Origin of the sequence: Variovorax sp. UC122_21, assembly GCF_044056785.1 — a bacterium.
GTDB lineage: Bacteria > Pseudomonadota > Gammaproteobacteria > Burkholderiales > Burkholderiaceae_C > Variovorax.
The window spans coordinates 1,876,255-1,898,300 of sequence record NZ_CP172004.1 but is presented as its reverse complement, the minus strand read 5'-3'; the positions used below and the strand labels follow the sequence as shown (position 1 = coordinate 1,898,300).

At 70.0% G+C, this 22,046-nt stretch carries 26 protein-coding genes and 2 pseudogenes; 19 read left to right on the top strand and 9 right to left on the bottom strand.

Going from position 1 to position 22,046, the window contains the following annotated elements:
• Window positions 1-35: 35 nt before the first annotated feature.
• The 4 genes from ACHMXE_RS21380 to ACHMXE_RS21365 are packed head-to-tail and all read left to right on the top strand — an operon-like array spanning window position 36 to window position 3,229.
• Entirely contained in the window at window positions 36-992 is a 957-nt protein-coding gene (locus ACHMXE_RS21380) for a sterol desaturase family protein (RefSeq protein ID WP_395351164.1), read from the top strand.
• Window positions 958-1,281, top strand: a complete 324-nt coding sequence (locus tag ACHMXE_RS21375; RefSeq protein ID WP_395352735.1) for a 2TM domain-containing protein — start codon at window positions 958-960, stop codon at window positions 1,279-1,281. Before ACHMXE_RS21380 ends, ACHMXE_RS21375 begins: the two co-directional genes overlap by 35 nt.
• Window positions 1,278-2,396, top strand: coding sequence for a sensor histidine kinase (locus tag ACHMXE_RS21370; protein ID WP_395351163.1), 1,119 nt, complete (start codon window positions 1,278-1,280; stop codon window positions 2,394-2,396). The genes ACHMXE_RS21375 and ACHMXE_RS21370 overlap by 4 nt, the downstream gene beginning before the upstream one ends.
• Complete coding sequence (locus ACHMXE_RS21365; RefSeq protein ID WP_209545518.1) at window positions 2,393-3,229, top strand: LytTR family DNA-binding domain-containing protein; 837 nt, start codon at window positions 2,393-2,395, stop codon at window positions 3,227-3,229. The genes ACHMXE_RS21370 and ACHMXE_RS21365 overlap by 4 nt, the downstream gene beginning before the upstream one ends.
• A gap of 82 nt (window positions 3,230-3,311) precedes the next feature.
• Here ACHMXE_RS21365 and ACHMXE_RS21360 read toward each other — a convergent pair whose 3' ends face one another.
• The gene (locus ACHMXE_RS21360) at window positions 3,312-3,662 is read right to left on the bottom strand and encodes a hypothetical protein (RefSeq protein ID WP_203202029.1); all 351 of its coding nucleotides are present in this window, start codon (window positions 3,660-3,662) and stop codon (window positions 3,312-3,314) included.
• A gap of 137 nt (window positions 3,663-3,799) precedes the next feature.
• Here ACHMXE_RS21360 and ACHMXE_RS21355 point away from each other — a divergent pair, with 137 nt between their 5' ends.
• The 6 genes from ACHMXE_RS21355 (at window position 3,800) to ACHMXE_RS21330 (ending at window position 9,569) form a co-directional block, all read left to right on the top strand.
• The gene (locus ACHMXE_RS21355; RefSeq protein WP_395351162.1) at window positions 3,800-5,614 is read left to right on the top strand and encodes a glutamine--tRNA ligase/YqeY domain fusion protein; all 1,815 of its coding nucleotides are present in this window, start codon (window positions 3,800-3,802) and stop codon (window positions 5,612-5,614) included.
• A 102-nt stretch (window positions 5,615-5,716) separates the two neighbouring features.
• Window positions 5,717-6,616, top strand: coding sequence for a peptidoglycan DD-metalloendopeptidase family protein (locus ACHMXE_RS21350; RefSeq protein ID WP_395351161.1), 900 nt, complete (start codon window positions 5,717-5,719; stop codon window positions 6,614-6,616).
• Between the two features lie 149 nt (window positions 6,617-6,765).
• Entirely contained in the window at window positions 6,766-8,514 is a 1,749-nt protein-coding gene (locus ACHMXE_RS21345; RefSeq protein ID WP_395351160.1) for a hypothetical protein, read from the top strand.
• Window positions 8,515-8,531: 17 nt separating this feature from the next.
• A complete protein-coding gene (locus ACHMXE_RS21340) occupies window positions 8,532-8,777 on the top strand; it encodes a hypothetical protein (RefSeq protein ID WP_395351159.1) in 246 nt (81 codons plus the stop codon).
• 46 nt (window positions 8,778-8,823) lie between these two features.
• The gene (locus ACHMXE_RS21335) at window positions 8,824-9,438 is read left to right on the top strand and encodes a restriction endonuclease (protein ID WP_395351158.1); all 615 of its coding nucleotides are present in this window, start codon (window positions 8,824-8,826) and stop codon (window positions 9,436-9,438) included.
• Window positions 9,435-9,569: a hypothetical protein gene (locus ACHMXE_RS21330; RefSeq protein WP_395351156.1), complete on the top strand. Its 135-nt coding sequence runs from the start codon at window positions 9,435-9,437 to the stop codon at window positions 9,567-9,569. Before ACHMXE_RS21335 ends, ACHMXE_RS21330 begins: the two co-directional genes overlap by 4 nt.
• A gap of 20 nt (window positions 9,570-9,589) precedes the next feature.
• On the opposite strand, the gene ACHMXE_RS21325 is transcribed toward ACHMXE_RS21330, so the two are convergent.
• Both ACHMXE_RS21325 and ACHMXE_RS21320 read right to left on the bottom strand, forming a co-directional pair.
• Entirely contained in the window at window positions 9,590-10,525 is a 936-nt protein-coding gene (locus tag ACHMXE_RS21325; RefSeq protein WP_395351155.1) for a succinylglutamate desuccinylase/aspartoacylase family protein, read from the bottom strand.
• 126 nt (window positions 10,526-10,651) lie between these two features.
• Entirely contained in the window at window positions 10,652-11,716 is a 1,065-nt protein-coding gene (locus ACHMXE_RS21320) for a GNAT family N-acetyltransferase (protein ID WP_395351154.1), read from the bottom strand.
• Between the two features lie 144 nt (window positions 11,717-11,860).
• Between ACHMXE_RS21320 and ACHMXE_RS21315 the strand changes: the two genes are divergently transcribed.
• Window positions 11,861-12,202, top strand: coding sequence for a hypothetical protein (locus tag ACHMXE_RS21315; protein WP_395351153.1), 342 nt, complete (start codon window positions 11,861-11,863; stop codon window positions 12,200-12,202).
• A gap of 22 nt (window positions 12,203-12,224) precedes the next feature.
• Here ACHMXE_RS21315 and ACHMXE_RS21310 read toward each other — a convergent pair whose 3' ends face one another.
• Both ACHMXE_RS21310 and ACHMXE_RS21305 read right to left on the bottom strand, forming a co-directional pair.
• Entirely contained in the window at window positions 12,225-13,427 is a 1,203-nt protein-coding gene (locus ACHMXE_RS21310; RefSeq protein WP_395351152.1) for an ammonium transporter, read from the bottom strand.
• A gap of 204 nt (window positions 13,428-13,631) precedes the next feature.
• On the bottom strand, window positions 13,632-14,600 hold the full coding sequence (locus ACHMXE_RS21305; RefSeq protein ID WP_395351151.1) for a LytTR family DNA-binding domain-containing protein: 969 nt from the start codon (window positions 14,598-14,600) through the stop codon (window positions 13,632-13,634).
• A 193-nt stretch (window positions 14,601-14,793) separates the two neighbouring features.
• On the opposite strand from ACHMXE_RS21305, the gene ACHMXE_RS21300 reads away from it, so the two are divergent.
• On the top strand, window positions 14,794-16,023 hold the full coding sequence (locus ACHMXE_RS21300; RefSeq protein ID WP_395351150.1) for an acyltransferase family protein: 1,230 nt from the start codon (window positions 14,794-14,796) through the stop codon (window positions 16,021-16,023).
• A 5-nt stretch (window positions 16,024-16,028) separates the two neighbouring features.
• On the opposite strand, the gene ACHMXE_RS21295 is transcribed toward ACHMXE_RS21300, so the two are convergent.
• The 4 genes from ACHMXE_RS21295 to ylqF are packed head-to-tail and all read right to left on the bottom strand — an operon-like array spanning window position 16,029 to window position 18,710.
• The gene (locus ACHMXE_RS21295) at window positions 16,029-16,442 is read right to left on the bottom strand and encodes a PaaI family thioesterase (protein ID WP_395351149.1); all 414 of its coding nucleotides are present in this window, start codon (window positions 16,440-16,442) and stop codon (window positions 16,029-16,031) included.
• 57 nt (window positions 16,443-16,499) lie between these two features.
• Complete coding sequence (locus ACHMXE_RS21290) at window positions 16,500-17,084, bottom strand: anthrone oxygenase family protein (RefSeq protein ID WP_395351148.1); 585 nt, start codon at window positions 17,082-17,084, stop codon at window positions 16,500-16,502.
• Between the two features lie 34 nt (window positions 17,085-17,118).
• On the bottom strand, window positions 17,119-17,724 hold the full coding sequence (locus tag ACHMXE_RS21285) for a Crp/Fnr family transcriptional regulator (RefSeq protein WP_395351147.1): 606 nt from the start codon (window positions 17,722-17,724) through the stop codon (window positions 17,119-17,121).
• An 11-nt stretch (window positions 17,725-17,735) separates the two neighbouring features.
• The gene (ylqF, locus tag ACHMXE_RS21280) at window positions 17,736-18,710 is read right to left on the bottom strand and encodes a ribosome biogenesis GTPase YlqF (RefSeq protein WP_395351146.1); all 975 of its coding nucleotides are present in this window, start codon (window positions 18,708-18,710) and stop codon (window positions 17,736-17,738) included.
• A 269-nt stretch (window positions 18,711-18,979) separates the two neighbouring features.
• Between ylqF and ACHMXE_RS21275 the strand changes: the two genes are divergently transcribed.
• From ACHMXE_RS21275 to ACHMXE_RS21245, 7 genes and pseudogenes are all read left to right on the top strand, one after another.
• Window positions 18,980-19,207: a CBS domain-containing protein gene (locus tag ACHMXE_RS21275; protein WP_395351144.1), complete on the top strand. Its 228-nt coding sequence runs from the start codon at window positions 18,980-18,982 to the stop codon at window positions 19,205-19,207.
• A complete protein-coding gene (locus tag ACHMXE_RS21270; RefSeq protein ID WP_395351143.1) occupies window positions 19,204-19,407 on the top strand; it encodes a CBS domain-containing protein in 204 nt (67 codons plus the stop codon). The genes ACHMXE_RS21275 and ACHMXE_RS21270 overlap by 4 nt, the downstream gene beginning before the upstream one ends.
• A 143-nt stretch (window positions 19,408-19,550) precedes the next feature.
• Window positions 19,551-20,174 (top strand): annotated as a pseudogene (locus ACHMXE_RS21265) (tetratricopeptide repeat protein); the annotation flags it as partial.
• Window positions 20,175-20,236: 62 nt separating this feature from the next.
• On the top strand, window positions 20,237-20,467 hold the full coding sequence (locus ACHMXE_RS21260) for a hypothetical protein (protein WP_395353112.1): 231 nt from the start codon (window positions 20,237-20,239) through the stop codon (window positions 20,465-20,467).
• A 105-nt stretch (window positions 20,468-20,572) separates the two neighbouring features.
• Window positions 20,573-20,854: pseudogene (locus tag ACHMXE_RS21255) on the top strand (hypothetical protein); the annotation flags it as partial.
• Window positions 20,831-21,538, top strand: coding sequence for a hypothetical protein (locus ACHMXE_RS21250; RefSeq protein ID WP_395352733.1), 708 nt, complete (start codon window positions 20,831-20,833; stop codon window positions 21,536-21,538). The pseudogene ACHMXE_RS21255 and the gene ACHMXE_RS21250, both read left to right, overlap by 24 nt.
• Window positions 21,539-21,678: 140 nt before the next feature.
• Entirely contained in the window at window positions 21,679-22,044 is a 366-nt protein-coding gene (locus tag ACHMXE_RS21245; RefSeq protein ID WP_203202045.1) for an HPF/RaiA family ribosome-associated protein, read from the top strand.
• Window positions 22,045-22,046 lie beyond the last annotated feature (2 nt).

Here is a 22,046-nt window from a genome sequence, read left to right as displayed (position 1 = left end):
GCCGCCGTCCATTCCCTCCGACTGCAGGAAGCGCCATGTCCGTCCTCGTGCTGATCCTCAAGATCTCGGTGTCCGTGGTGCTGATCGCCTCGCTGGCCGAAGCGCTGGTGCTCTCGTGGCGCAACGGCTGGCGCAGCTACGACTGGAAGGCGGCCGGCATCTCGGTGTTCGACTTCCTGGTGCGCGAGTACCCGCTGCGCTGGCTGCTGCCGCTGGCCTTCTGGGTCGGCGCCATGGACTGGCTCTACGCGCACCGCCTCCTCACCCTGCCGATGGACCACTGGACCGGCTGGGCCGCCTGCTTCATTGGCCAGGAGTTCTGCTACTACTGGTACCACCGCGCCGCGCACCGGGTGCGCTGGTTCTGGTGCACCCATGCGATCCACCACTCGCCCAACGAACTGAACCTGTCGGCCGCCTACCGTTTCGGCTGGACCGGCAAGCTCACCGGCACGCTGGCCTTCTTCATGCTGGCGCCGCTCTTGGGCATGCCGCCGCGCGTGGTGCTGATCATGCTGACCCTGAACCTGCTCTACCAGTTCTGGATCCACGCCACCTGGATCCCGAAGCTCGGGCCGCTCGAATGGCTGCTCAACACGCCCTCGGCGCACCGGGTGCACCATGCCTCGAACCTCGAGTACCTCGACGGCAACTACGGCGGCGTGCTGATCGTGTTCGACCGCCTGTTCGGCACCTACATCCCCGAACGCGCCGACCTGCCCTGCCGCTACGGCCTCGTGAAGCCGATCACCTCGTACAACCTGCTCGAGATCGAGTTCAGCCAATGGCGCGCGCTGTTCCGTGACCTGGCCTCGGCCCGCTCGGTGCGCGCCTTTGTCGGCTACCTCGTGAAGCCGCCGGGCTGGAACCCCGACGGGCCCGGCGAGACCACCGAGGAGCTGCGCCGCCGCGCGGCCGTCGAGGCCCCGGCACCCGCCGCCACCGCCCCCACCACCGATTTCATTCCCGTCCAGATCAAGGAGCTGTCATGAACACGTCCTCGTCCCCACCCCCGCAGAACTCGAGAAGCGCGCCCGCCGCCGCGCCGGCGCCAAGATGGGCTGGTACATCCATGCCTTCGTCTACGTGCTGGTCAACCTCGGGCTGGTCGCGCTGTCGGCCTCCAGGGGCCACACCTGGGCCGTCTATCCGCTGATGGGCTGGGGCCTGGGCCTGCTGGTGCATGGGGCCGTGATCTGGTTCATCGCGCCGGGCGGCGACTTCTACGAGCGCCTGGTCGAACGCGAGCGCCGCGCGCTGGCCGCCGGGGAGCGCCGTTGAGCCAGGCCCCTGCCGCCGCCCGCCCCAGGTTCGGCACCGAGAACCTGCGCGACCTGCTGCGGCACGGGCTGATCACCGCCGTCTTCTGCTGCCTGATCGCGGCCGCGCTCAGCATCTCGAGCGGCCGCAGCTGGGTCGACCACATGGTCTATTCGATGTCGATCGGCCTGATCAGCTGGCTGTGCATCGACGGCGGCCGGCTGCTGATGAGCGGCCACCGCGAAGTGCTCTGGCCGCATGGCCCGCAGAGCATCGCGCTGATCGGCTTCGGCGTGACCGCCGGCTTCCTGCTCGGCAACCTGATCGGCGACGCCTGGAGCGGCGCGCCCCTGCTCGACTTCCTCGACTACCGCGGCCACAAGCTGGCGACCACGCTCACCATCACGCTGGTCGCCACCGCCGGCGCCTGCTTCTTCTTCTACAGCCTCGGCAAGAGCAAGCACCTGCAGGGGCAGATCGAGCGCGCCCGGCGCGACGCCACCGAGGCGCGGCTCAAGCTGCTCGAAACCCAGCTCGAGCCGCACATGCTGTTCAACACGCTGGCCAACCTGCGGGTGCTGATCACGCTCGATCCGCCGCGCGCCGTGGCGATGCTCGACCGGCTCAACAGCTACCTGCGCGTCACCCTCAGCGGCTCGCGCGCGCTCGCGCATCCGCTGGGGGCCGAGTTCGACCGGCTGGCCGACTACCTCGAGCTGATGTCGGTGCGCATGGGCGAGCGGCTGCGCTACTCGCTCGAGCTGCCGGCCGAGCTGCGCGAGGTACCGGTGCCGCCGCTGTTGCTGCAGCCGCTGGTGGAGAACAGCATCCGCCACGGCCTCGAGCCCAAGGTCGAGGGCGGCGAGATCGCGGTGCGCGCGCGCCGCGAGGGCGACCTGCTGGTGATCGACCTCAGCGACACGGGCGTCGGGCTCGATGCCGCGACGCCGACGACGTCGCGGGACGGCGGCGGCTTCGGCCTCGAACAGGTGCGCGAGCGGCTGACCACGGTCTACGGCCCGCGCGCCGCCCTGGCGCTCGCGCCCGGCGAGCACACCGGCACCCGCGCCACCTTGCGCTTTCCGCTGCAGGCTTCTTCCACCGGCGACGCGCCGACTGCCTCCCCCACGCCATGAACACCCCCACCGCCCTGATCGCCGAGGACGAACCGCTGCTCGCGCAGGCCCTGAAGGCCGAACTGGCGGCCGCCTGGCCCGAACTGAAGATCGCCGCCATCGCGGGCGACGGCCGCAGCGCCGTGCGCGAGGCGCTGCGGCTGCTGCCGCAGGTGCTGTTCTTCGACATCCGCATGCCGGGCCTCGACGGCCTGGGCGCCGCCACCGAACTGGCCGACGCCTGGCCCACGGACGAGGCGCCGATGCCGCAGCTGGTCTTCGTGACCGCCTACGACGAGTACGCGGCGCGCGCCTTCGAGGCCCAGGCGATCGACTACGTGTTGAAGCCCGTGCAGGCCGAGCGGCTGCGCAAGACGGTGGCGCGGCTGAAACAGGCGCTGGCCGCGCGGCCGGCGGCCGAAACGCCGGTCGACGAGGCGCTGGACCGCACGCTGGCGCGCTGGCGCGAGGTGCTGGCGGCCGCGGGCGGCGCCGGCGCGCCGCTGCCCGAACCCTCGGCCGCGCCGCTGCGCATGATCGCCGCCAGCGATGCTGGCGGCAGCACGGTGCGCATGGTGCCGATCGACGAGGTGCTGTACTTCGAGGCCGCCGACAAATACCTGCGGGTGCTGACCGCCGACCACGAATACCTGATCCGCACGCCGCTCAAGCAGTTGTTGCCGCAGCTCGATGCGCAGACCTTCTGGCAGGTGCACCGGGCGGTGGTGGTGCGCGCCTCGGCCATCGAGGCGGTGCACCGCGACGAAGCCGGCAAGCTCGCCCTCGACCTGCGCGGGCGACCCGAGCGGATTCCGGTCAGCCGGCTCTACGCCCATCTATTTCGCGCCATGTGAAATCCGGGCCGATGCGTCGCCCAAAGAAAAAGCCGGTTCCGAGGAACCGGCTTTTTCATTTGCTCACATTCGGCGTGGCATCTCAGCGCCAGTGGCCGTGGCCATGACCGCGGTAGTAGCCGCGACCGTAGTAGCGCGGGCCGTAGTAGGCCGGCGGCGCGTAGTACACCGGGGCCGGACGGTAATAGACCGGCGGCGGCGGGCGGTAGTACACCGGCGGGGGCGGCGCGTAGTAGACCGGGGCCGGCGGCGCATAGACCGGTGCCGGGTAGTAGGCGGGAGCGCCCACCCCCACCGCCACGCCGGGCACGCCGACACCGATGGACCAGCTCACGTCGCCGCGAGCGCTGGCCGAGGTGGCCGCGAACAGGGCACCGGCGGCGACGACGCCTGCGGCGGCCCACTTGAAGAAGGTAGAACGGGTGACGCTCATGATGTTGGACTCCTTGTAGAGAAGGCATTCACTGCCCATGTACGTATTGAACGCGCCAAATGCAAAGTGGTTGCCCGCCGCATTGTGAAGAGCGTTGCCAAAGGTAACCTGAAGATCCCCCTAATTAGAATGCGTCGATGACCTCCCCGACCGACAAAGACGTCGCAAAAACACCCGCCGCACCCAGCAATTTCCTGCGCCACGTGATCGAAAACGACCTCGCCCAGGGCGCCTACACCGGCCGCCGCTGGGGTGGGGCTCCGGGCGATGCCGACCACCACGCCCATGGCATGAACGACCCGGCCCGGGTCCGCCTGCGCTTTCCGCCCGAACCCAACGGCTACCTGCACATCGGCCACGCCAAGAGCATCTGGCTGAATTTCGAGCTGGCGCGCGAATACGGCGGCGTCTGCCACCTGCGTTTCGACGACACCAACCCCGAGAAGGAAGAGCAGGAGTACGTCGACTCGATCCGCGACGCCGTGGAATGGCTCGGCTACGAGACCTACCTGGCCGACCGCCCCAGCGCCCCCGGCGTGATGCAGCCGCACGAGTACTTCGCGAGCGACTACTTCGATTTCATGTACCGCGCGGCCGAATACCTGATCGGCGCCGGCCTGGCCTATGTCGACGAGCAATCGGCCGAGGAAGTGCGCGCCAACCGCGGCGACTTCGGCAAGCCCGGCACCGACAGCCCCTACCGCACCCGCACGCCCGAGGAGAACCTCGCGCGCTTCCGCGCGATGCGCGACGGCCAGCTCGCCGACGGTGCCGCCACGCTGCGCGCCAAGATCGACATGGCGAGCCCCAACATCAACATGCGCGACCCGGCGCTCTACCGCATCCGCCGGGCCACGCACCACAACACCGGCGACAAGTGGTGCATCTACCCGATGTATACCTACGCGCACCCGATCGAGGACGCGCTCGAGCAGATCACCCACAGCATCTGCACGCTCGAGTTCGAGGACCAGCGCCCGTTCTACGACTGGCTGCTCGACCGCCTCGCCGAAGGCGGCCTGATCGCCAGCCCGCATCCGCGCCAGTACGAATTCGCGCGCCTCAACGTGACGCACGTGCTCACCAGCAAGCGCAAGCTGCGCCAGCTGGTCGAGGAAAAACACGTCGACGGCTGGGACGACCCGCGCATGCCCACGCTGGCCGGCCTGCGCCGCCGCGGCTACACGCCCGAGGCGCTGCGCCTGTTCTGCGAACGCAGCGGCACCACCAAGTCGGGCGGCTGGATCGACTACGCCGCGCTCGAGGCCGCGCTGCGCGACACCCTCGACCCCGTGGCGCCGCGCGCGATGGCGGTGCTCGACCCGGTCAAGCTGGTCATCAGCAACTGGGGTGAACTCATGGGCGGCGACGCTGCGCTCGACGACTGCTCGGCGCCGATCCATCCGCACCACCCCGAACTCGGCAAGCGCGCCTTCAAGCTGGGCCGCGAGGTCTGGATCGAACGCACCGACTACGAGGACGTGCAGCCCAAGGGCTTCTTCCGCCTGTTCCCCGGCAACAAGGTGCGGCTCAAGTACGGCCACGTCATCGAGTGCACCGGCGCCACGCGCGACGCCGAGGGCAAGCTCATCGAGGTACAGGCGAAGCTGGTGCCCGACACCAAGAGCGGCACCCCGGGCGCCGACGCGATCAAGGTCAAGGGCAACATCACCTGGGTGGCCGTGGCCGACGCGGTGCAGGCCGAGGTGCGGCTCTACGAGCGGCTGTTCTCCGAAGCCAATCCAGGCGGCGGCGAACTGCTCGAGGAGCTCAACCGCCACAGCCTCGAGGTCTGCGCGGCCTATATCGAGCCCTCGCTCGCCGACGCGAAGCCCGAAGCGGCGTTCCAGTTCGAGCGCCACGGCTACTTCGTGCTCGACGCCAAGGCGGCCGCCGCCGGACAGCGCGTGTTCAACCGCGCGGCGGGCATGCGCGACAGCTGGGGCAAGTAGGCGCCGGCCCTCTCGCCGCATCACGAACCGGGGCCGCGCGCCCCGGTTTTTCATGGTGCTTTCCGACAATCGGGCGCGGGCCATGCCGCCACAATGCGGCCCATGTCACGCATCCTTCACGCTCCGCTCTCCGGCCGCCGCACGCTCCTGCTCGGCACCGCCGCCCTGCTCGCCCTGCCCGCCTCCGCGGCGACCAAAAAGGCCGGCGCCGCCAAACCCCAGCCGCCCGAAGTCTGGCCCCGCGCCTCCCAGGTCCCAGGCGGCGTCGCGCGCCTCTCGCTCGGCCCCGCGGCCACGCGCCCGCTGGCCACCACCGGCGGCGACGGCAACCAGCCCGTGCTGGTGCTCGGCGACCCCATCGAATGGACCGCCATCGTCGGCATCCCGCTCGCGGCCGAACCCGGCGAGGCCAGCATCTCGGTGCAGGCCCGCCCCGACGCCGCGCCGCGCCAGCTCGGCTACTCCATCGCGCCCAAGCAGTACCGCGAACAGCGCCTGAACGTGGCGCCGCGCACCGTCGACCTCTCGCCCGAGGACCAGGCGCGCTACGAGCGCGAGCGCGACCACCTCGCCACCGTGACCGCCACCCGCACCGAGCTGCGCCCCGATGCCGCGCTGCAGATGCGCGTGCCGGTGCCGGGCCGGCGCTCGAGCTCCTTCGGCCTGCGCCGCGTCTTCAACGGCCAGTCGCGCAATCCCCACAGCGGCATGGACATCGCGGCCGGCACCGGCACCCCGGTGCTCGCGCCGCTGCCGGGCAAGGTCATCGACACCGGCGACTACTTCTTCAATGGCGGCACCGTCTGGCTCGACCATGGCGGCGGCCTGCTGACCATGTACTGCCACCTGAGCCGCGTCGACGTGAAGGTCGGCGACGTGCTCCAGACCGGCGACAAGCTCGCCGCGGTCGGCGCCACCGGCCGCGTGACCGGCCCGCACCTGCACTGGTCGGTGATGCTCAACCGCGCGATGGTCGATCCGGCGCTGTTCATTTCCGCCTGAGCGTTGCGCCGGCACCTCGCCGGCGGCCCGGGCCGGGGCGCCTCTGTTGGCAAGGCGCCCAACGCAAGTAACAATTCGTTTGCAGACCGCGCGCCGGGAGGCCCCATCTCGGGGACGCGCGCCGGTCCGCTTCACTTGCACCAGCCCTCATGCAGAAGAACACGACCAGCGCGCCCCGGACCGGCAATGCCATGCCCATCAGCGACGCCCAGATCCAGAAGGCCGTCGCGACGCTCTCGAACGCGCTGCGCGCCGAGAACATCCAGGACCAGAGCTACCTCGGCCTGTACGTGGGCGAGGACGCGCTGCACGACATCGACAACCTCAACAACCAGGTCGTCTACGGCCGCCGCGGCTCGGGCAAGACCCACCTGCTAAAGGCGCTGCAGGAGAAGATCAACAACGACTTCGCGGCCTCGCGGCGGATCGCGGTCTACATCGATGCGCGAACCATCCTGCCGCATGCCGAGGCCGACGGCCTGAGCTGGGAACAGTACGCGGTCATCCTGTTCAAGAACATCATCCGCAGCCTGGTCAACGCGTTCTCGACCAACCTGCGCGCCATCCACGGCCGCGACGACGTCATCCCGCTGCGCCACGATCCGCGCGACGACGAGGCCGAGCGGCAGCTGCAGCAGCGGCTCGAGGCCATCCAGCGCGAGCTCGACGGCAGCTCGCTCAACAAGCTCAAGGAGACGGCCCTCGCCGTCGAGTCGATCGCGCAGGCCGGCGCCTCGCTCAAGCTCTCGAAGGCGCCCGAGCTGCAGGCCTCGGGCAGCCTGCAGACCAAGTCGCAGGAGTCGAGGCTCAAGGACCAGTTCATCAGCATCTTCGACATCGCGAACCTGCTGCAGGACCTGAGCGAGGAACTGCAACTGAACCGCGTCTTCTGCCTGATCGACGAATGGTCCGAGATCCCGAACTCGGCCCAGAAGCACCTGGCCGAGCTGGTCAAGAAATCCTTCATCGCGAGCCGCTTCAGCTTCAAGATCGCCGCGATCCCCAACCGCACCGACCTCGGCCACAAGACCGACGAGAAGTTCTACGGCCTGGAGGACGGCGGCGACATCTTCGGCTACCAGCTCGACAACCGCTACGTGTTCGAGATCGACAAGGCCAAGACCCGCAACTTCTTCAACCAGCTGCTGTGCAAGCACCTCGAGCAGCACAGCCCCAGCCTGTCCGACGAGCTGCTGCTGCCCTCGCGCAAGAACAACGACGCCTTCATCAACGCCTTCCTCACCAACAAGGCGCTGGGCGAGCTGCTGATCGCGAGCGCGGGCATCCCGCGCGACTTCATCAACCTCTTCATCCACTCGTACGCGCAGTTCAAGAGCTCGGGCTCCAAGCACATCTCGATCAAGAACGTGCGCGCCGCCACCTCGGGCTGGTACGAGACCGACAAGAAGAAGCAGGTCGACGAGCATTCGGTCGAGAAGAACCTGCTCGAGAAGATCGTGCAGGAGATCGTGGTCGGCAAGAACTCGAGCCACTTCATGATCAGCGAGAAGTACTCGGCCAACCCGCACATCCTCGGACTGGTGGATTTCCGCGTGCTGCACCTGCGCAAGAAGGGCTACTCGCACAAGGACATGGCGGGCGAGACCTTCAACGTCTACTCGATCGACTACGGCTGCTACAACCACCTGAACATCACGCGCACCGCGCTCGACAACAACACGCTCGAGAACCTCAAGGTGCGCGACGACATCCGGGACATCCGCCGCATCCACCTGAGCGACGCCTTCTTCCAGAAATTCCAGCTCGCGGTCGGCGAGGCCTTCATGTGCGAGCACTGCAAGAAGCCGGTCGACACCACGCACGCGGCCTTCGTGAAGCAGTCGCTGTGCAACCACTGCTTCGAGAAGATTCCGGCGCGCAGTGCGCTGGCGGCTTGAGCGGCGAGGCAGCGCAGATGGCCCGATCCAAGCGCCAGGACCGACGCCGCGAGCGGGCGCGCCGGGAGTTGGCGGGCAAGGGCTGGACCGCGGTGCTCGTCGGCCTGCTGCTGCTGCTGGTCGTGCCGATGTTCCTGCGCGGGCCGATGCTGGCCGGCCTGGGGCGCGGCGCTTCGGCCCGCCGGCTGGGCGGCGCTCGCCATCGGCGCGGTGCTGCTGGCGCTCCACCATTTCACCGATCGGGCGGCCAAGGCGGCCGGTGAGTCCAAAGCGGATCCGGCCTCGGCCTCCCGCGCGCGGACCGAGCCCGTGCTCGACACCAGCGCCGCGTCGCCGCTCTACCCCCGGCGAGATGCCGGCAGCCAGACCGCGGCGACATGGAGCGCCGCCGTCTTCGCCGAGATCGAATGGCGGCGCTTCGAGGCGGTGTGCGAAGCGCTCTACGCGCAGGCGGGCTTCGCCACCCGAAGCCAGTCGCATGGCGCGGACGGCGGCGTCGACATCTGGCTGCAGTCCCAACACAGCGACCAGCCGCGCATCGTCCAGTGCAAGCACTGGCAGAACCGGCCGGTGGGCGTGAAGGAGCTGCGCGAATTCCTCGGCGTGATGACCTCGCACGGTCTGAAGAGCGGCACCTACGTCACGAGCTCGAGGTTCTCGAGCGATGCCATCGCCTTCGCCAAGGCCAACCGCATCCATATCCAGGACGGCGAGGCGCTGCTCAAGCTCATCGGCCAGCGCACGCCCGCGCAACAGGCGGCCTTGCTCGAGGTCGCCTACGAAGGCGAGTACTGGCGCCCGACCTGCGCCAGCTGCGGGACCAAGATGGTCGAACGCCACTCGGCGAAGAACGACGGCAGCTTCTGGGGCTGCGCGAACTATCCGCGCTGCCGAGGCAAGACGATTCCGAAGGCCCGCGCATGAGTTCCGAGGGGCTCCGCCTCGGCGATCGGCATGCGAACGAGAAAGCGGTGTTCAGCCTCTGCGACGACCCGCACTACTGGCACGCCGACTACGGCACGGTCAGCACGCCGCGGCATCTGCTCATCTGCTGAGCACCGGCCCGCGGTCCGGCTCAGATCGGCTGCGTCAGGTAAAGCGCCTCGCGCCCCACGATCACGCGCTGCGCGGGCATGAACACGGTGCAGTCGTCGACCGGCGCGCGGATCTCGTCGGGGCCGTTGGTGGCGATCAGTTCGCCCTTGGCGAAGGTCTCGAAGCCGATCAGCGGGCGCACGAAGGCGAAGTCCTCGCTCTGGATCACGTGCGTCTGCAGCAGCTTGAAGCGCCGTTGCGGCTCGGGCGCGGGCGCGGCCGGGTCCTTGTCGACCAGGCCGAAGTAGGCGAGGAAGTCGTAGGTGACGGCGGTCGCCAGGTCGGAGGCGGAGCGCAGGAAGTGCTGGCCGCACTCGACCACCATCGCCACGCCCTTTCCGTCGGGCCCGCCATGGCTGCCGTACTGGATCAGCGGCGTGCCCGAGCCCAGGCCGTCGGGCATCACGAGGTGCACGGGCGGCCGGCCGATGGCCATCGCCACCTTGGCGTTGCGCTCGAAGGACGGGTAGACCCAGAACGGCACCACCGGCTGGCTGGTGGAATGGATGTCGAGGATGTGGTCGGCCGCATCGACCACCGGCCGCAGGATGCGCGCGCGGCGCAGCTCGGGGCTGTCCTCGGTGCCGTCGAGCCACTCGGGCGACCAGATGCGGTTGAGGTTGTGGACGATCTGGCGGCTGTCGTAGGGCGCGGCCTCGGTGAAGGACTCGTAGGCGTCGATGTTCGCGAAGCTCACGGTGAGCGTGCCGATCTTCGGCCGCACGCCGTGGTCGAGCAGGTGCGTGGCGGCCGTCATGCCGCAGATCTCGTTGCCGTGCGTCAGGGCGTTGATCAGCACGTGCGGGCCGGGCTTGCCCGATTCGAAGCGGTGCACGTAGTCGACGCCGACATTGCCCTGGCGGTAGGCGGAGAGGTCGCGCGGGAGGACTTCGAGGGCGGGTGGGGATTGGGTCATGGTGGGGTGTGGCGGCTCGGGCGGGAACGGGGTCGCGCGAGTTTGCTACAGGCGGCGCGTTCGTGCTGGGCACCGGTTCCGGCCCGATACGCTTCAAATCTGAAGCGTATCGGCGCAATTTGCGCTTCAGGCCGCCAATTCGCCGCGCCGCGCCAGGCATTCCGCCAGCGCCTCGACCCCCAGCTGATAGACCCCTTGCCGCCGATGCACCTCGAACCCCAGCCGGCGGTTGATCGCGAGGATCGGCGCGTTGGCTTCCGAGTTGTAGGTCGCGACGGTGCGCAGTTCCGGATGCAGCGCGCGCACGCTCTCGAGCATCGCGGCCTTCACCGCCTTGGCCAGCGAGCGGCCGCGCCAGGCGCGCGCCACGCCGGTCAGGCGCTGGTGCAGGCGCTCGGGGGTGCGCGGGTCCCAGTGCGCCTCGCACATCGCGGCCAGCGTGCCGTCGGCGTCGACCAGCAGCACCAGGTGGTGCTCGCCGCCGCTGCGGTCGAGTTCGCGGTACCAGTTGGCGTAGCCGTCGAGCTCGTAGCGCGCGGGCGGCAGCTCGAGTTCGCCGAGCGGCATGTCGTTGAACAGGTCCGAGAACGGCGCCAGCAGTTGCGCGAGGCGCGCCATCGGCGTGCGACCGGGATGGATCTCGAAGCGCAGCGCGCCGCCGGCCGTGCCCTGCGCCTTCCAGCGCGCGAGCTCGGCCGCGTCGAGGCCGTCGATGCGCATGCGGTTCTCGACCACGCGGTGCTTGAGGACCGCGCCCGAGGCTTCAAGGAAGGCATGGCCCGGCGGGTAGAAGGTGTTCATCGTGGCGACGGTCTTGCCGTGCGCGCGCATGAAGGCCAGCAGCGGCACGAGCAGCCGGCTGCCGATGCCGCGGCGCCGGTGCGCGCCGAGCACGCCGAGCCAGGCCTCCGCGTGCAAGGCGAAGGGCTCGCTGTTCGGCGCGTCGGGCCGGCGCCGCCAGACGATGAGGTTGCCGACCAGGTCGTCGCCCTCGCGCGCGACGAAGCGCTCGGCCTCGTGGAAGGGCATGCGGCGCCGCGCGTCGTGCTCGAAATCGGCATCGGCCGACTGCGGCTCGCCGGGGTGCAGCTCCTCGTCGCGGATGCGCCGGTAGCGGTGGAAGCGCGCCCATTCGGACGCATCGTCCGCATGGACATCGAAGCGCCGGATCTCGATCGTGTCGTTCGCCATCTCCCGTCCTCCGTGTTCCTGCGGGGGGCGCGATTGTGCCGAAGCGCGGTCGCGTGGCGGGTGCGGGCGAACGCATCTTTGGCTTGGCCGAAGGTTGGCGCTTCGACAATGGCATTTCCGCCCCCTTCGACGAGGAGTTCGCACATGCCCTTCCCGCCGCTGTCCCGCCTGGTCCTGGCCGCCGCGGCCCTGCTCGCGCTCGCGGGCGTCGCCGCGCAGGAACCGAAGACCGACCCCGTCTACACGCGCGCGCGCCTGATGTCCTCGCACGAGGAGCCCGGCGGCAAGCTGTACCTGCACCTGAAGATCCCGCCGCGCTCGAAGATCCCGTTCACCACCCAGACCTTCAGGCTGGCCGACCGCAAGCTCGTGGCCGACATCGCCGACGGCACGCCGGTCGAGTTCGTCTCGCGCCGGCTCGAGGGCGAGAACACGGTGGTGTCGATCCGCGCGGTGGCCGAGTGCCCGCGCTTCCAGAAGTGCTGAGCCGCCCCCCGCCGCGAACCGTTCACCAGTTGACTTCGCGCTCCGGCGTCGCCGAGATGTGGTGGATCGAGAGGTCGGCGCCGTCGAATTCCTCTTCCTGCGACAGCCGCAGCCCGACGGTCTTCTTGAGCACGCCGTAGACCACGGCGCCGCCGAGCAGCGCCCAGACCACGCCCATGGCGGTGCCGATGAGTTGCGCGCCGAAGTTCACGCCGCCGAGGCCGCCCAGCGCCTGGGTGCCGAAGATGCCGGCCGCGATGCCGCCCCAGGTGCCGCACAGGCCGTGCAGCGGCCAGACGCCGAGCACGTCGTCGATCTTCCACTTGTTCTGCGTCAGCGTGAACATCGCGACGAAGATGGCGCCGGCCACGCCGCCCACCACCAGCGCGCCGATCGGGTGCATCAGGTCGGAGCCCGCGCACACCGCCACCAGCCCGGCCAGCGGGCCGTTGTAGACGAAGCCGGGGTCGTTCTTGCCCATGGCCAGCGCCACCAGCGTGCCGCCGACCATCGCCATCACGGAGTTGACGGCCACCAGGCCCGAGATCTTGTCGATGGTCTGCGCGCTCATCACGTTGAAGCCGAACCAGCCCACGCACAGCACCCAGGCGCCGAGCGCGAGGAAGGGGATGTTCGACGGCGGATGCGCGGCCAGCGAACCGTCGCCGCGGTAGCGGTTGCGCCGCGCACCCAGCAGCAGCACGGCCGGCAGCGCGAGCCAGCCGCCCACGGCATGCACCACCACCGAGCCCGCGAAGTCGTGGAATTCATGGCCCGTGACCGAGGCGATCCACTCCTGGACGCCGAAGTGCTTGTTCCAGGCGATGCCCTCGAAGAAGGGATAGACGAAGCCGACGATGACCGCGGTGGCGATCAGTTGCGGCCAGAACTTGGCGCGCTCGGCGATGCCGCCCGAGATGATGGCCGGGATGGCGGCCGCGAAGGTCAGCAGGAAGAAGAACTTCATCAGGTCGTAGCCGCTCCTGGCCGACAGCTCGGTGGCGCTGACGAAGAAGTGGGTGCCGTAGGCCACGCCGTAGCCGACGAGGAAGTAGACGATGGTCGAGACCGAGAAGTCGACCAGGATCTTCACAAGCGCATTGACCTGGTTCTTCTTGCGGACCGTGCCGAGTTCGAGGAAGGCGAATCCCGCATGCATGGCCAACACCATGATCGCGCCTAGAAGGATGAACAGCGCGTCTGCGCCCTGTTTGAGTGCGTCCATTGGAGCTTCTTGCTGGTTTTTGGATTGATTTGGTGCGCCGCACCTGAATTCAGCAGGACGGCGGGCCAATGAAGCAAAAATGGTGCCTGCAAGCTCGTCAATGGTGCGAAACGGGCCGAGATGGGGCCGAATGAGCCCGATGGGCAGGCGCGACGCACCGGAACGGATGCCGCCTGACGGTGCATGAAGCACCCGCGCGGCGGTTCAGGAGGCCGTCGCGCCGCGCAGGGCCTCGCGGTAGCGCCGGCTGCACGGCACGGTGCTGCCGTCGTGCATGTGCAGCCGGGCATCGCCGCCGTCGAGCGGCTCGATCTCGCGCAGCCGCGAGAGATTGACCGCGTGGCTGCGGTGCACGCGCACGAACAGCGCCGGATCGAGCTGGGTCAGGAAGTCGGTCAGCGTGGCGCGCAGCAGGTAGTCGTGGCCGTTGACGTGCAGGCCGACGTAGTTGCCCTCGGCCTGCAGCCAGTCGATGTCGCCGGCGGCGATCAGGAATTCGCGGCGCAGCTTGCGCACCAGGAAGCGCTCGGGACGCGCGGGCGCCGGCGGCGGCGCGGGTTCGGCGGGCGGCGGCGGCGCGTCCGCGGCCGGCGCTGGCTCGGCATCGGCCGGGCGTGGCGGCCCTTGCGGCCCTTCAGGCGCCTCGTCCGGCGCGTCGAGCACGCGCGCCTCGCCCTGCCAGCGCAGCATGAACATCCGGTAGGCCCAGATCCCGAACACGATCGAGACGTAGGCGCGCACGTCCTTCAGGTACTCGTAGCCCCATTGCGCGGCCCAGCCGCCGAACGCGTAGTGCTCGCCGGCCGCGGCATAGGCCAGCGAGCGCAGCGCGAACATCGCCATCACGTGGACCAGGCTGAACGCCACGCTGGCCGCGAGATGCCAGGCCAGGTAGCGCACCAGCCTGCCGGGCGCGAGCGAGGCCAGCGGCGAGAGCCGCCGCTCCAGCGCCACGATGGCCGGCACCAGCAGCAGCAGGACCAGATGGCTCGAGCCTTCCCAGACCACGATCTCCCAGGTTTCGCGCGGCACCGCGCGCGAGCGCGCGTCGACCATCGCCACCGTGGTGTTGAACAGCGCCTGCAGCGCCATCACGACGATCCAGAAGCCGACCTCGACGTAGCGGCGGATCGGTTCGTAGCGGTGGTAGAGGTCTTTGCGCGGGCCGGCCATGGCGGGCGATTGTCGCGATCCACGTGACGAATGGGGCGACAGGGGCGGCCCGGGGGACGGATTTCGCCCCCTGTTTCGTCCCACCGGGGCCACCGCTCGTCACAAAGCGCCCGCGATCCGTCCCCCGGCCGCGCCGTCGTCGCGCCGGGCCCGGACCATGGCCGCTCGTTCAGTCCCCGATCCAGGAGCCTTCATGCCCACCGACCGTTTTCCACGCAACCCCGTCCCGCCGGCCGCCGAAGCGCGCCGGCACGACATCGACGCCCTGCGCGCCCTCGCCTTCCTGCTCGTCATCGTCTATCACGTGGCGATGTACTACGTGGCCGACTGGCCCTGGCACCTCAAGAGCCCGCATGCGGCCGAGTGGCTGCAATGGCCGATGCGGCTGCTGAACCTCTGGCGCATGGACCTGGTGTTCCTGATCTCGGGCGTCTCGCTGGCCTTCCTGAGCCGCCACCAGGGCACGGCGGCGCTGCTGCGCGGCCGCGGGTTGCGGCTGATGCTGCCGCTGGCCTTCGGCATGGCGGTGGTCGTGCCGTACCAGGCCTACGCCGAGGGCGTGGCCCACGGCCTGGTGGCGCCGGGCTTCGGCGCCTTCCTCGCGCGCTACCTGCCGATGAGCCAGCCCTGGCCGAAAGGCGCCTTCGCGGGCGCCGAGTTCGGCATCACCTGGAACCACCTCTGGTACCTGCCGTACCTGTTCGTCTACACGGCCGCGGTGGCGCTCAGCTTGCCGCTGTGGCGCTCGGGCCCGGGCCAGGCGCTGCGCCGGGCCTTCAACGGGCTGCGCGGCGGCTGGCTGCTGCTGCTGCCGGCGCTGCCGCTCGCGGCCTTCACGCTGCTGCTGGCGCCGCACTACCCGCCGACCCACGACCTGGTGCGCGACCCCTTCCTGCACAGCATCTACTTCACCGTCTTCCTCTACGGCTACTGGATGGGCGCCGACAGCGGCATCTGGCGCGAGCTCGAGCGGCTGCGCCGCGTGTCGCTGGCGCTGGCCGTGGCGGTGGTCGGCGCCTACATCGCGGCGCGCACGCTGGGCGCCGGCCGCGTGCCCGACGAGGTCAACGCCGTGCTGCGCTCGCTCTACCTCTGGACCGCGGTCGCCACCCTCCTCGGCCATGGCCACCGCCACCTGAACCGCCCCTGGCCCTGGCTGCGCTGGGCCAATGCCTCGGTCTATCCCTGGTACATGCTGCACCAGACGCTGATCGTGCTGGCGATCGTCTGGCTGGCGCCGCTGGCGCTCGGCCCGGTGCTCGAGCCAGCGCTGATCCTCGCGGCCACGCTGGGCGGCTGCTGGCTGCTCAACGACGCGCTGATCCGCCGCGTGCGCTGGCTGCGGCCGCTGTTCGGCCTGCCGATGCGGGAGAAGCAGGCGCCGCAGCGGGCGCCCGCGGCGGCCCTGACGGCCGCGCGCTGAAGGCCTCAGCCCTTGTCGTCGGGCACCGGCACCAGGATCGTGCTGCCCGTGGCCAGCAGCTTCAGCGTGCCGTCCTCGGCCTCGCCGAACAGCTCGGCGGCGGTGAAGACCTGCTTGCGCCCGGCCTTCACGACGCGCCCGCGCGCCACGAAGACGCGGCCCAGCGCGGGCGCCATGCAATCGACCGAGAAGTGCGAGGCCAGCACGCGGCCCGCCACGGTGGCGGCCGCGAAGCCGCAGACGGTGTCGAGCAGCGCGCCGATCATGCCGGCATGCAGGAAGCCGGCGTACTGGCCCATGTCGGCCTCGCGCCATGCCATGCGCAGCTCGGCCTCGCCGTTCTCCGCGCGCACGACCTCGAAGCCGGCCCAGCGGTTGAATGCGGCCGTTCGATTCAAGGCCTGGATGGTGTCTAGCATCGGATGCTCCTTCGAGAGGGGGACTCTCCTTGTCGACCAGAATGGGTCGAGCCCACTCTACGAAGCGCTCCCTGCCCGGTCCGTCGCGTCCGTGACCGGAACGCGCGCGGCAGTTGCATCGGCGACAGCCCGCGCACGCAGCGCGAGCGCCGCGATCGACAAGGCGAAGGCCAGCGCGCTGGCCGCGCAGCGCCAGAGGTTGGCGGCATTCCAGCGTGCCCGCGTCTCGGCCCAATCGGGCGGCAGGGCCCGCGGGTCCCACGACTCCGTGTACGCATTGAGCGGCAGGTTCACCTGCGCGGTGAACAGCACGATGCCCAGCGCATAGAGCACGCCCGCGAACGCGAGCAGGCCGAACCAGCCGCGCCGCCATTCATCCCGGCCGGCCGCGAGCGCCAGCGCGCACAGCACCGGCGGGCCGAAGAAGAAGCCGAAGAACATCGCATGCCGCACATGGCGGTTGAGGCTGGACTGCACGACGGCATAGCTCGCGCCGTCCATGTGCGCCGTGGCGAGGCTGACGTTGAAGCCGTAGGTCCAGAAGAAGCCGGCCATGAGGCCGAAGGCGAAGACGGCGAGGCCGTGCAGGCTCCAGCCGGCGGAAAACAGCGCGAAGGAGATCGGTGAGGTGCGTGACGGCATGCGCCGACTGTGGCGCGCGCCGCCCCGGCCCGCCTTAACCTGCGATAAGTCCCATCTCCGCGCGCAGCCGCGACAGCGAGACATCGGTCATGCCGAGGTAGGACGCGAGATGGCGCAGCGGAATTCGCCGCGCCCAGTCGGGCCGCTCGCGCAGCAGCGCCGCGTAGCGGGCGCGCGCGTCGCATTGCAGGAAGGCCTGCTCGCGCCGCAGCTTGTCGTCGAACAGGGCCGCCAGCGCCGCCAGCCGCAGTGCGGTCCACGAGGGCAGCGGCGCGACCGCCGCGTCGAGCGCCTCGCACGGCAGGCAGCGCACCACGGCGGGCTCGAGCGCGGCGATGAAGAAGGCCGCCGGCTCGTCGCGCAGCAGCGGCGTCACGGGCCAGACGAAGGCGTCCTCGGCATGGAAGTTCTTGTTCGATTCGCGGCCCTCGGCGTCGAGGTAATAGAGCCGCAGCAGCCCGCGCTCGACCCAGAAGGCATGGCGCCACGCGCTGCCCGCGGCCAGCAGCACGGCGTGCGGCGCCAGGGTCTCGCGACGGGCCGCGCCGGCGAGCGCGGCGAGCGGGCCGGCGCCGAGTTCGGGGAAGCGGCGTGCCAGGGCCGCGTGCCAGGCGGCATCGGTGGCGGCCGGCAGCTGCATGGCCCGGTGCCTCAGGCGACCGCGTCGTCCTCGGCCGCCGCGGCCCTGCCGCCCTTGCGCTGCTGCTTGCGCGCGGCCTTCTTCGCCTCGCGCTCGACATCGGCGCGCTGGCCCTCGGCCAGCCACTGGGCAAACTCTTCGGGCGTCTCGAGCGTGATGCGCCCGAGGTTGCCGGCGCGGAACTCGTGCATCACGATCTCGGCCGCCTTCTGCAGGTTCACGCGGCCCTTGCCGAGCAGCGCGCCGCGCTTGCGGCCGATGGTGTCGAGCAGCGCCTCGTCGCGCATCTCGGCGAGTTCGCCGGGCGCGTGCTCGTGCTCGACCAGCTTGAAGCGCGCGACCAGCCCCGCCGCGTAGTGCTGCTTGAGGTAGCCGAGCAGCTCGAGCGCCACCTCCTCCTCGTCGAAGGCATTGCGCCCCACCGCGCCGCTGGCCGCGAGGTTGTAGCCGCTCTTGGGCACCACGATGCGCGGCCACAGCATGCCGGGCGTGTCCCAGAGGTAGAAGTCGTCGGCCAGCGTGATGCGCTGCTCGAGCTTGGTGATGCCGGCCTCGTCGCCGGTCTTGGCCTTGCGCCCGCCAGTCAGGGTGTTGATCAGCGTGGACTTGCCCACGTTGGGAATGCCGCAGATCAGCACCCGCATCGGCTTGGCGAGCCCGCCGCGGTTGGGCGACAGCGCATGGCAGGCGCGCACGATCTGCTGCGCGGGCGTCGAGAGGCTGGCGTCGAGCGGGATCGCGCGCGTTGCCGGCAGCGCGTTGTAGTGCGCGAGCCAGCGCTCGGTGCGCTCGGGATCGGCCAGGTCCTGCTTGTTGAGCACCTTGAGCGCCGGCCGGTTGGCGGTCAGCCGCGCGAGCATCGGGTTGGCGCTCGAGCCGGGCAGCCGCGCGTCGAGCAGCTCGATCACCACGTCGATGTCCTTCACGCGCTCGGTGATCGCCTTCTGCGTGAGATGCATGTGACCGGGGAACCACTGGATCGCCATCGGTGCGTGTCTTTCTTGTTTCTGTGTCTGTGGCTGCGGGGAGCCGGGGCGGTGCATGCACCGGTCCGGGGTGCGCATTGTGAACCGCGAACCTGAATGGATCGATACGCCCCTGCCGCGCGGGGATACCGGGGTCTTTGCCGCGCGGGGGTCGGCCGGCGCGCTTGCAAAGTCTTGCGCCGCTCGCGCGTGCCAGCCCCTATGATTTGTCCGAGAGCGCGCCTTCCGGCGTCGGTCGAATCCAGACTTTTTTTCAAGGAGTTGCCGCGATGAAACCCGTCTCCGAACTGCTCAAACGCCACGATTCCTCGGCCTGGCGCACCTCGCCGGGCACCACGGTGTTCGATGCGCTGGCCACGCTGGCGCATTTCGAGGTCGGTGCCCTGATGGTGATGGAGGGCGACCGGCTGGTCGGCTTCCTCTCCGAGCGCGACTACACGCGCAAGGTGGCGCTGCAGGGCAAGAACTCCAGGAGGTCAAGGTCTCGGAAATCATGACGCCCGACGTGATGACCGTGAACCCGCAGACCCCCACCCACACCTGCATGGCGCTGATGAGCCAGCGCAAGTTCCGCCATCTGCCGGTGGTCGACGGCGACAGGGTGGTGGGCATGATCTCGATCCAGGACCTGATGGACGACATCATTTCCGACCACGAGCAGACCATCGAGCAGCTCACCCACTACATCCAGAGTTGAGTGCAAGGGGCGCCGCCGCGCCCTAATTCCCGCGTCAGGCAGACGCAACACGGCGACGCTAGACTGCGCGCGCCCGCCCTCGCGGCCGGGCGCCATCCCGTGGCTCCTCCTCCCCCCAGACCATCGAACAACAAGGGCCTGCAATGAGCCTGCAGTCGGCCGAGCTGCTTTTCCGGCAGGGCCAGTATTCCGCTGCGCAGAAAGTGCTGCTGCAGCTGCTGAAGAAAGGCCAGCACATGGCCGGCGCGAACCGCCTGCTGGGCTTCATCGCGGGCCAGACGCAGGACTTCCCGCAAGCCATCGAGCGGCTGCGCGCCTCGCTGCGCTACGACCCGAACTCCCCGGAGAGCTGGTACTACCTCGGCGTGGCCTGCCAGAAGTCGGGCCAGCACCGCGCCGCGGCCGAGGCCTTCGGCGCGCTGCTGCAGCGCCAGCCGAACCTGTTCGAGGCCGAGCACGACCTGGGCCTCGCGCTGCTCGCGCTCGGCAAGGCCCGCGAGGCGCTGGCCCATTTCGACCGCGCGGTGCAACTGCGCCCGGACTCGTTCGAGGCCCACATGAACCGTGGCGCGGCCTGCGGCAAGCTGCGGCTGCATGCACAGGAACTTCAGTGCTACGAAAGCGCGCTGGCGCTGCAGCCAGCGCATCCCACGCTGATCGAGAACTACGGCACCGCGCTGTGCCAGGCGCGGCGCTTCGAGGACGCGGCCCGCCTGTACGAGCGCACCTTGAGCGAGCACCCCGGCGACGCCGCCTACGCCTTCGCGCGCGCGGCGGCCTGCTCTATGCGCGCGCGGCCAGCGCCGACTGGCGCGACTTCGACGCCCAGATGGCGCTCCTGCGCGAGGACATCCGCGCGCAGCGCGAATGCATCGAGCCCTTCGCGCTGCTGGTGCTGCCTTCCACGCCGCAAGAACAGCTGCAGGTGGCGCGGCTGCATGCGCAGCGCCACTACCCGATGGCGCCGCAGCCGCTGCATGCGCCGGCGCGCGCCGCGGGCGAGCGGCTGCGCATCGGCTACCTCTCGGCCGACTTCGGCGCCACCCCACCTCGTTCCTGACCGCCGAGCTGTTCGAGCGCCACGACCGCGCGCGCTTCGAGGTCACGGCGATCTCGCTGCGCGAGAGCGACGGCAGCGCGATGCGCGCGCGCGCTCGAGCGGGCCTTCGAGCGCTTCGTCGACGCGCACGAGCTGTCGGACGCCGAGACCGCGCAGGCCATTGCCGACCTCGGCATCGACATCCTGGTCGACCTCGGCGGCTACACCATCGACGCGCGGCCCTCGGTGCTGGCGCTGCGGCCGGCGCCGCTGCAGGTCAGCTACCTGTGCTTCCCGGGCACGCTGGGCGCGCCCTTCATCGACTACCTGGTGGCCGACGCCTTCCTGATTCCCGAGGCGGCGCGCGCGGACTACAGCGAGAAGATCCTCTACCTGCCCGACAGCTACCAGCCCAACGATTCGCGCCGCGAGACCGCCACCGGGCCGCTGTCGCGCGCCGAGGCCGGCCTGCCCGAAGCGGCCTTCGTCTTCTGCAACTTCAACAACGGCCAGAAGCTCACGGCCGCGTTCCTCGACATCTGGCTGCGGCTGCTCGCGCGGGTCGAGGGCAGCGTGCTGTGGCTGCGGGGCGATACCGAGGCCTACGAGCGAAACCTGCGCGAGCGCGCCGCCGCCCACGGCATCGCGCCCGAGCGGCTGGTGTTCGCGCCCTGGGCCGAGCAGTCGGCCCACCTGCGGCGCCTGGCGCTGGCCGACCTGTGCCTCGACAACCTGCCCTATAACGCCCACACGACCGCGAGCGACGCGCTGTGGGCCGGGCTGCCGCTCGTGAGCTGCGTGGGCCAGACCTTCGCCGGCCGCGTGGCGGGCAGCCTGCTGGGCGCGGCCGGCTTCCCGCAACTGGCGACCGACTCGCCCGCGGCCTACGAGGCGCTGGCCCTGGCGCTCGCGACCGACCCGCCGCGCCTCGCGGCGCTGCGCGCCGAACTCGCCGCCGCGCGCGCGCACTGCGCGCTGTTCGACACCGCGACCTACGCGCGCCACCTCGAGGCGGGCTTCACCACAACGTGGGAACGCCACCGCGCGCAGTTGCCGCCCGAGCACATCGTGGTGCCGCGTCTCGGCGCCTAGCCGACCATCCCGTCTCCGGATCGCCAGCCCTGCCCGGCCCGCCGGCAGGGCGTTGGCCTACGCACGCCGCGGTTTCAGCGTTCAGAGTGAAGACTCGTTTCGATCCTCCAACCTGACATCCAAGAAGGGAGACACTGGGCATGCAGATACAGGTCAACACGAGCAACGGCATCGACAACAAGGAAGCGCTCGAGCGCTGGGCCGACACCGAGATCCAGCAACAGCTGCAGCGCTTCCGCGACGACGTGACGCGGGTGGAAGTGCACCTGAGCGATGAAAACCACGAGAAGGCCGGCGAACGCGACAAGTGCTGCGTGATGGAAGCGCGGCTCGCGCACCACCAGCCGCTGGCGGTGAAGCAGCACGCGTCCAGCATGGACGAGGCCTTCCGCGGCGCGGCCGACAAGCTCAAGCGCCTGCTCGACAGCACGCTGGGCCGGCTGCACAACCACCGCGACCGCGAATCGATCCGCCGCGACGGCGGCATGGGTCTGGTGGCCGAATAGCC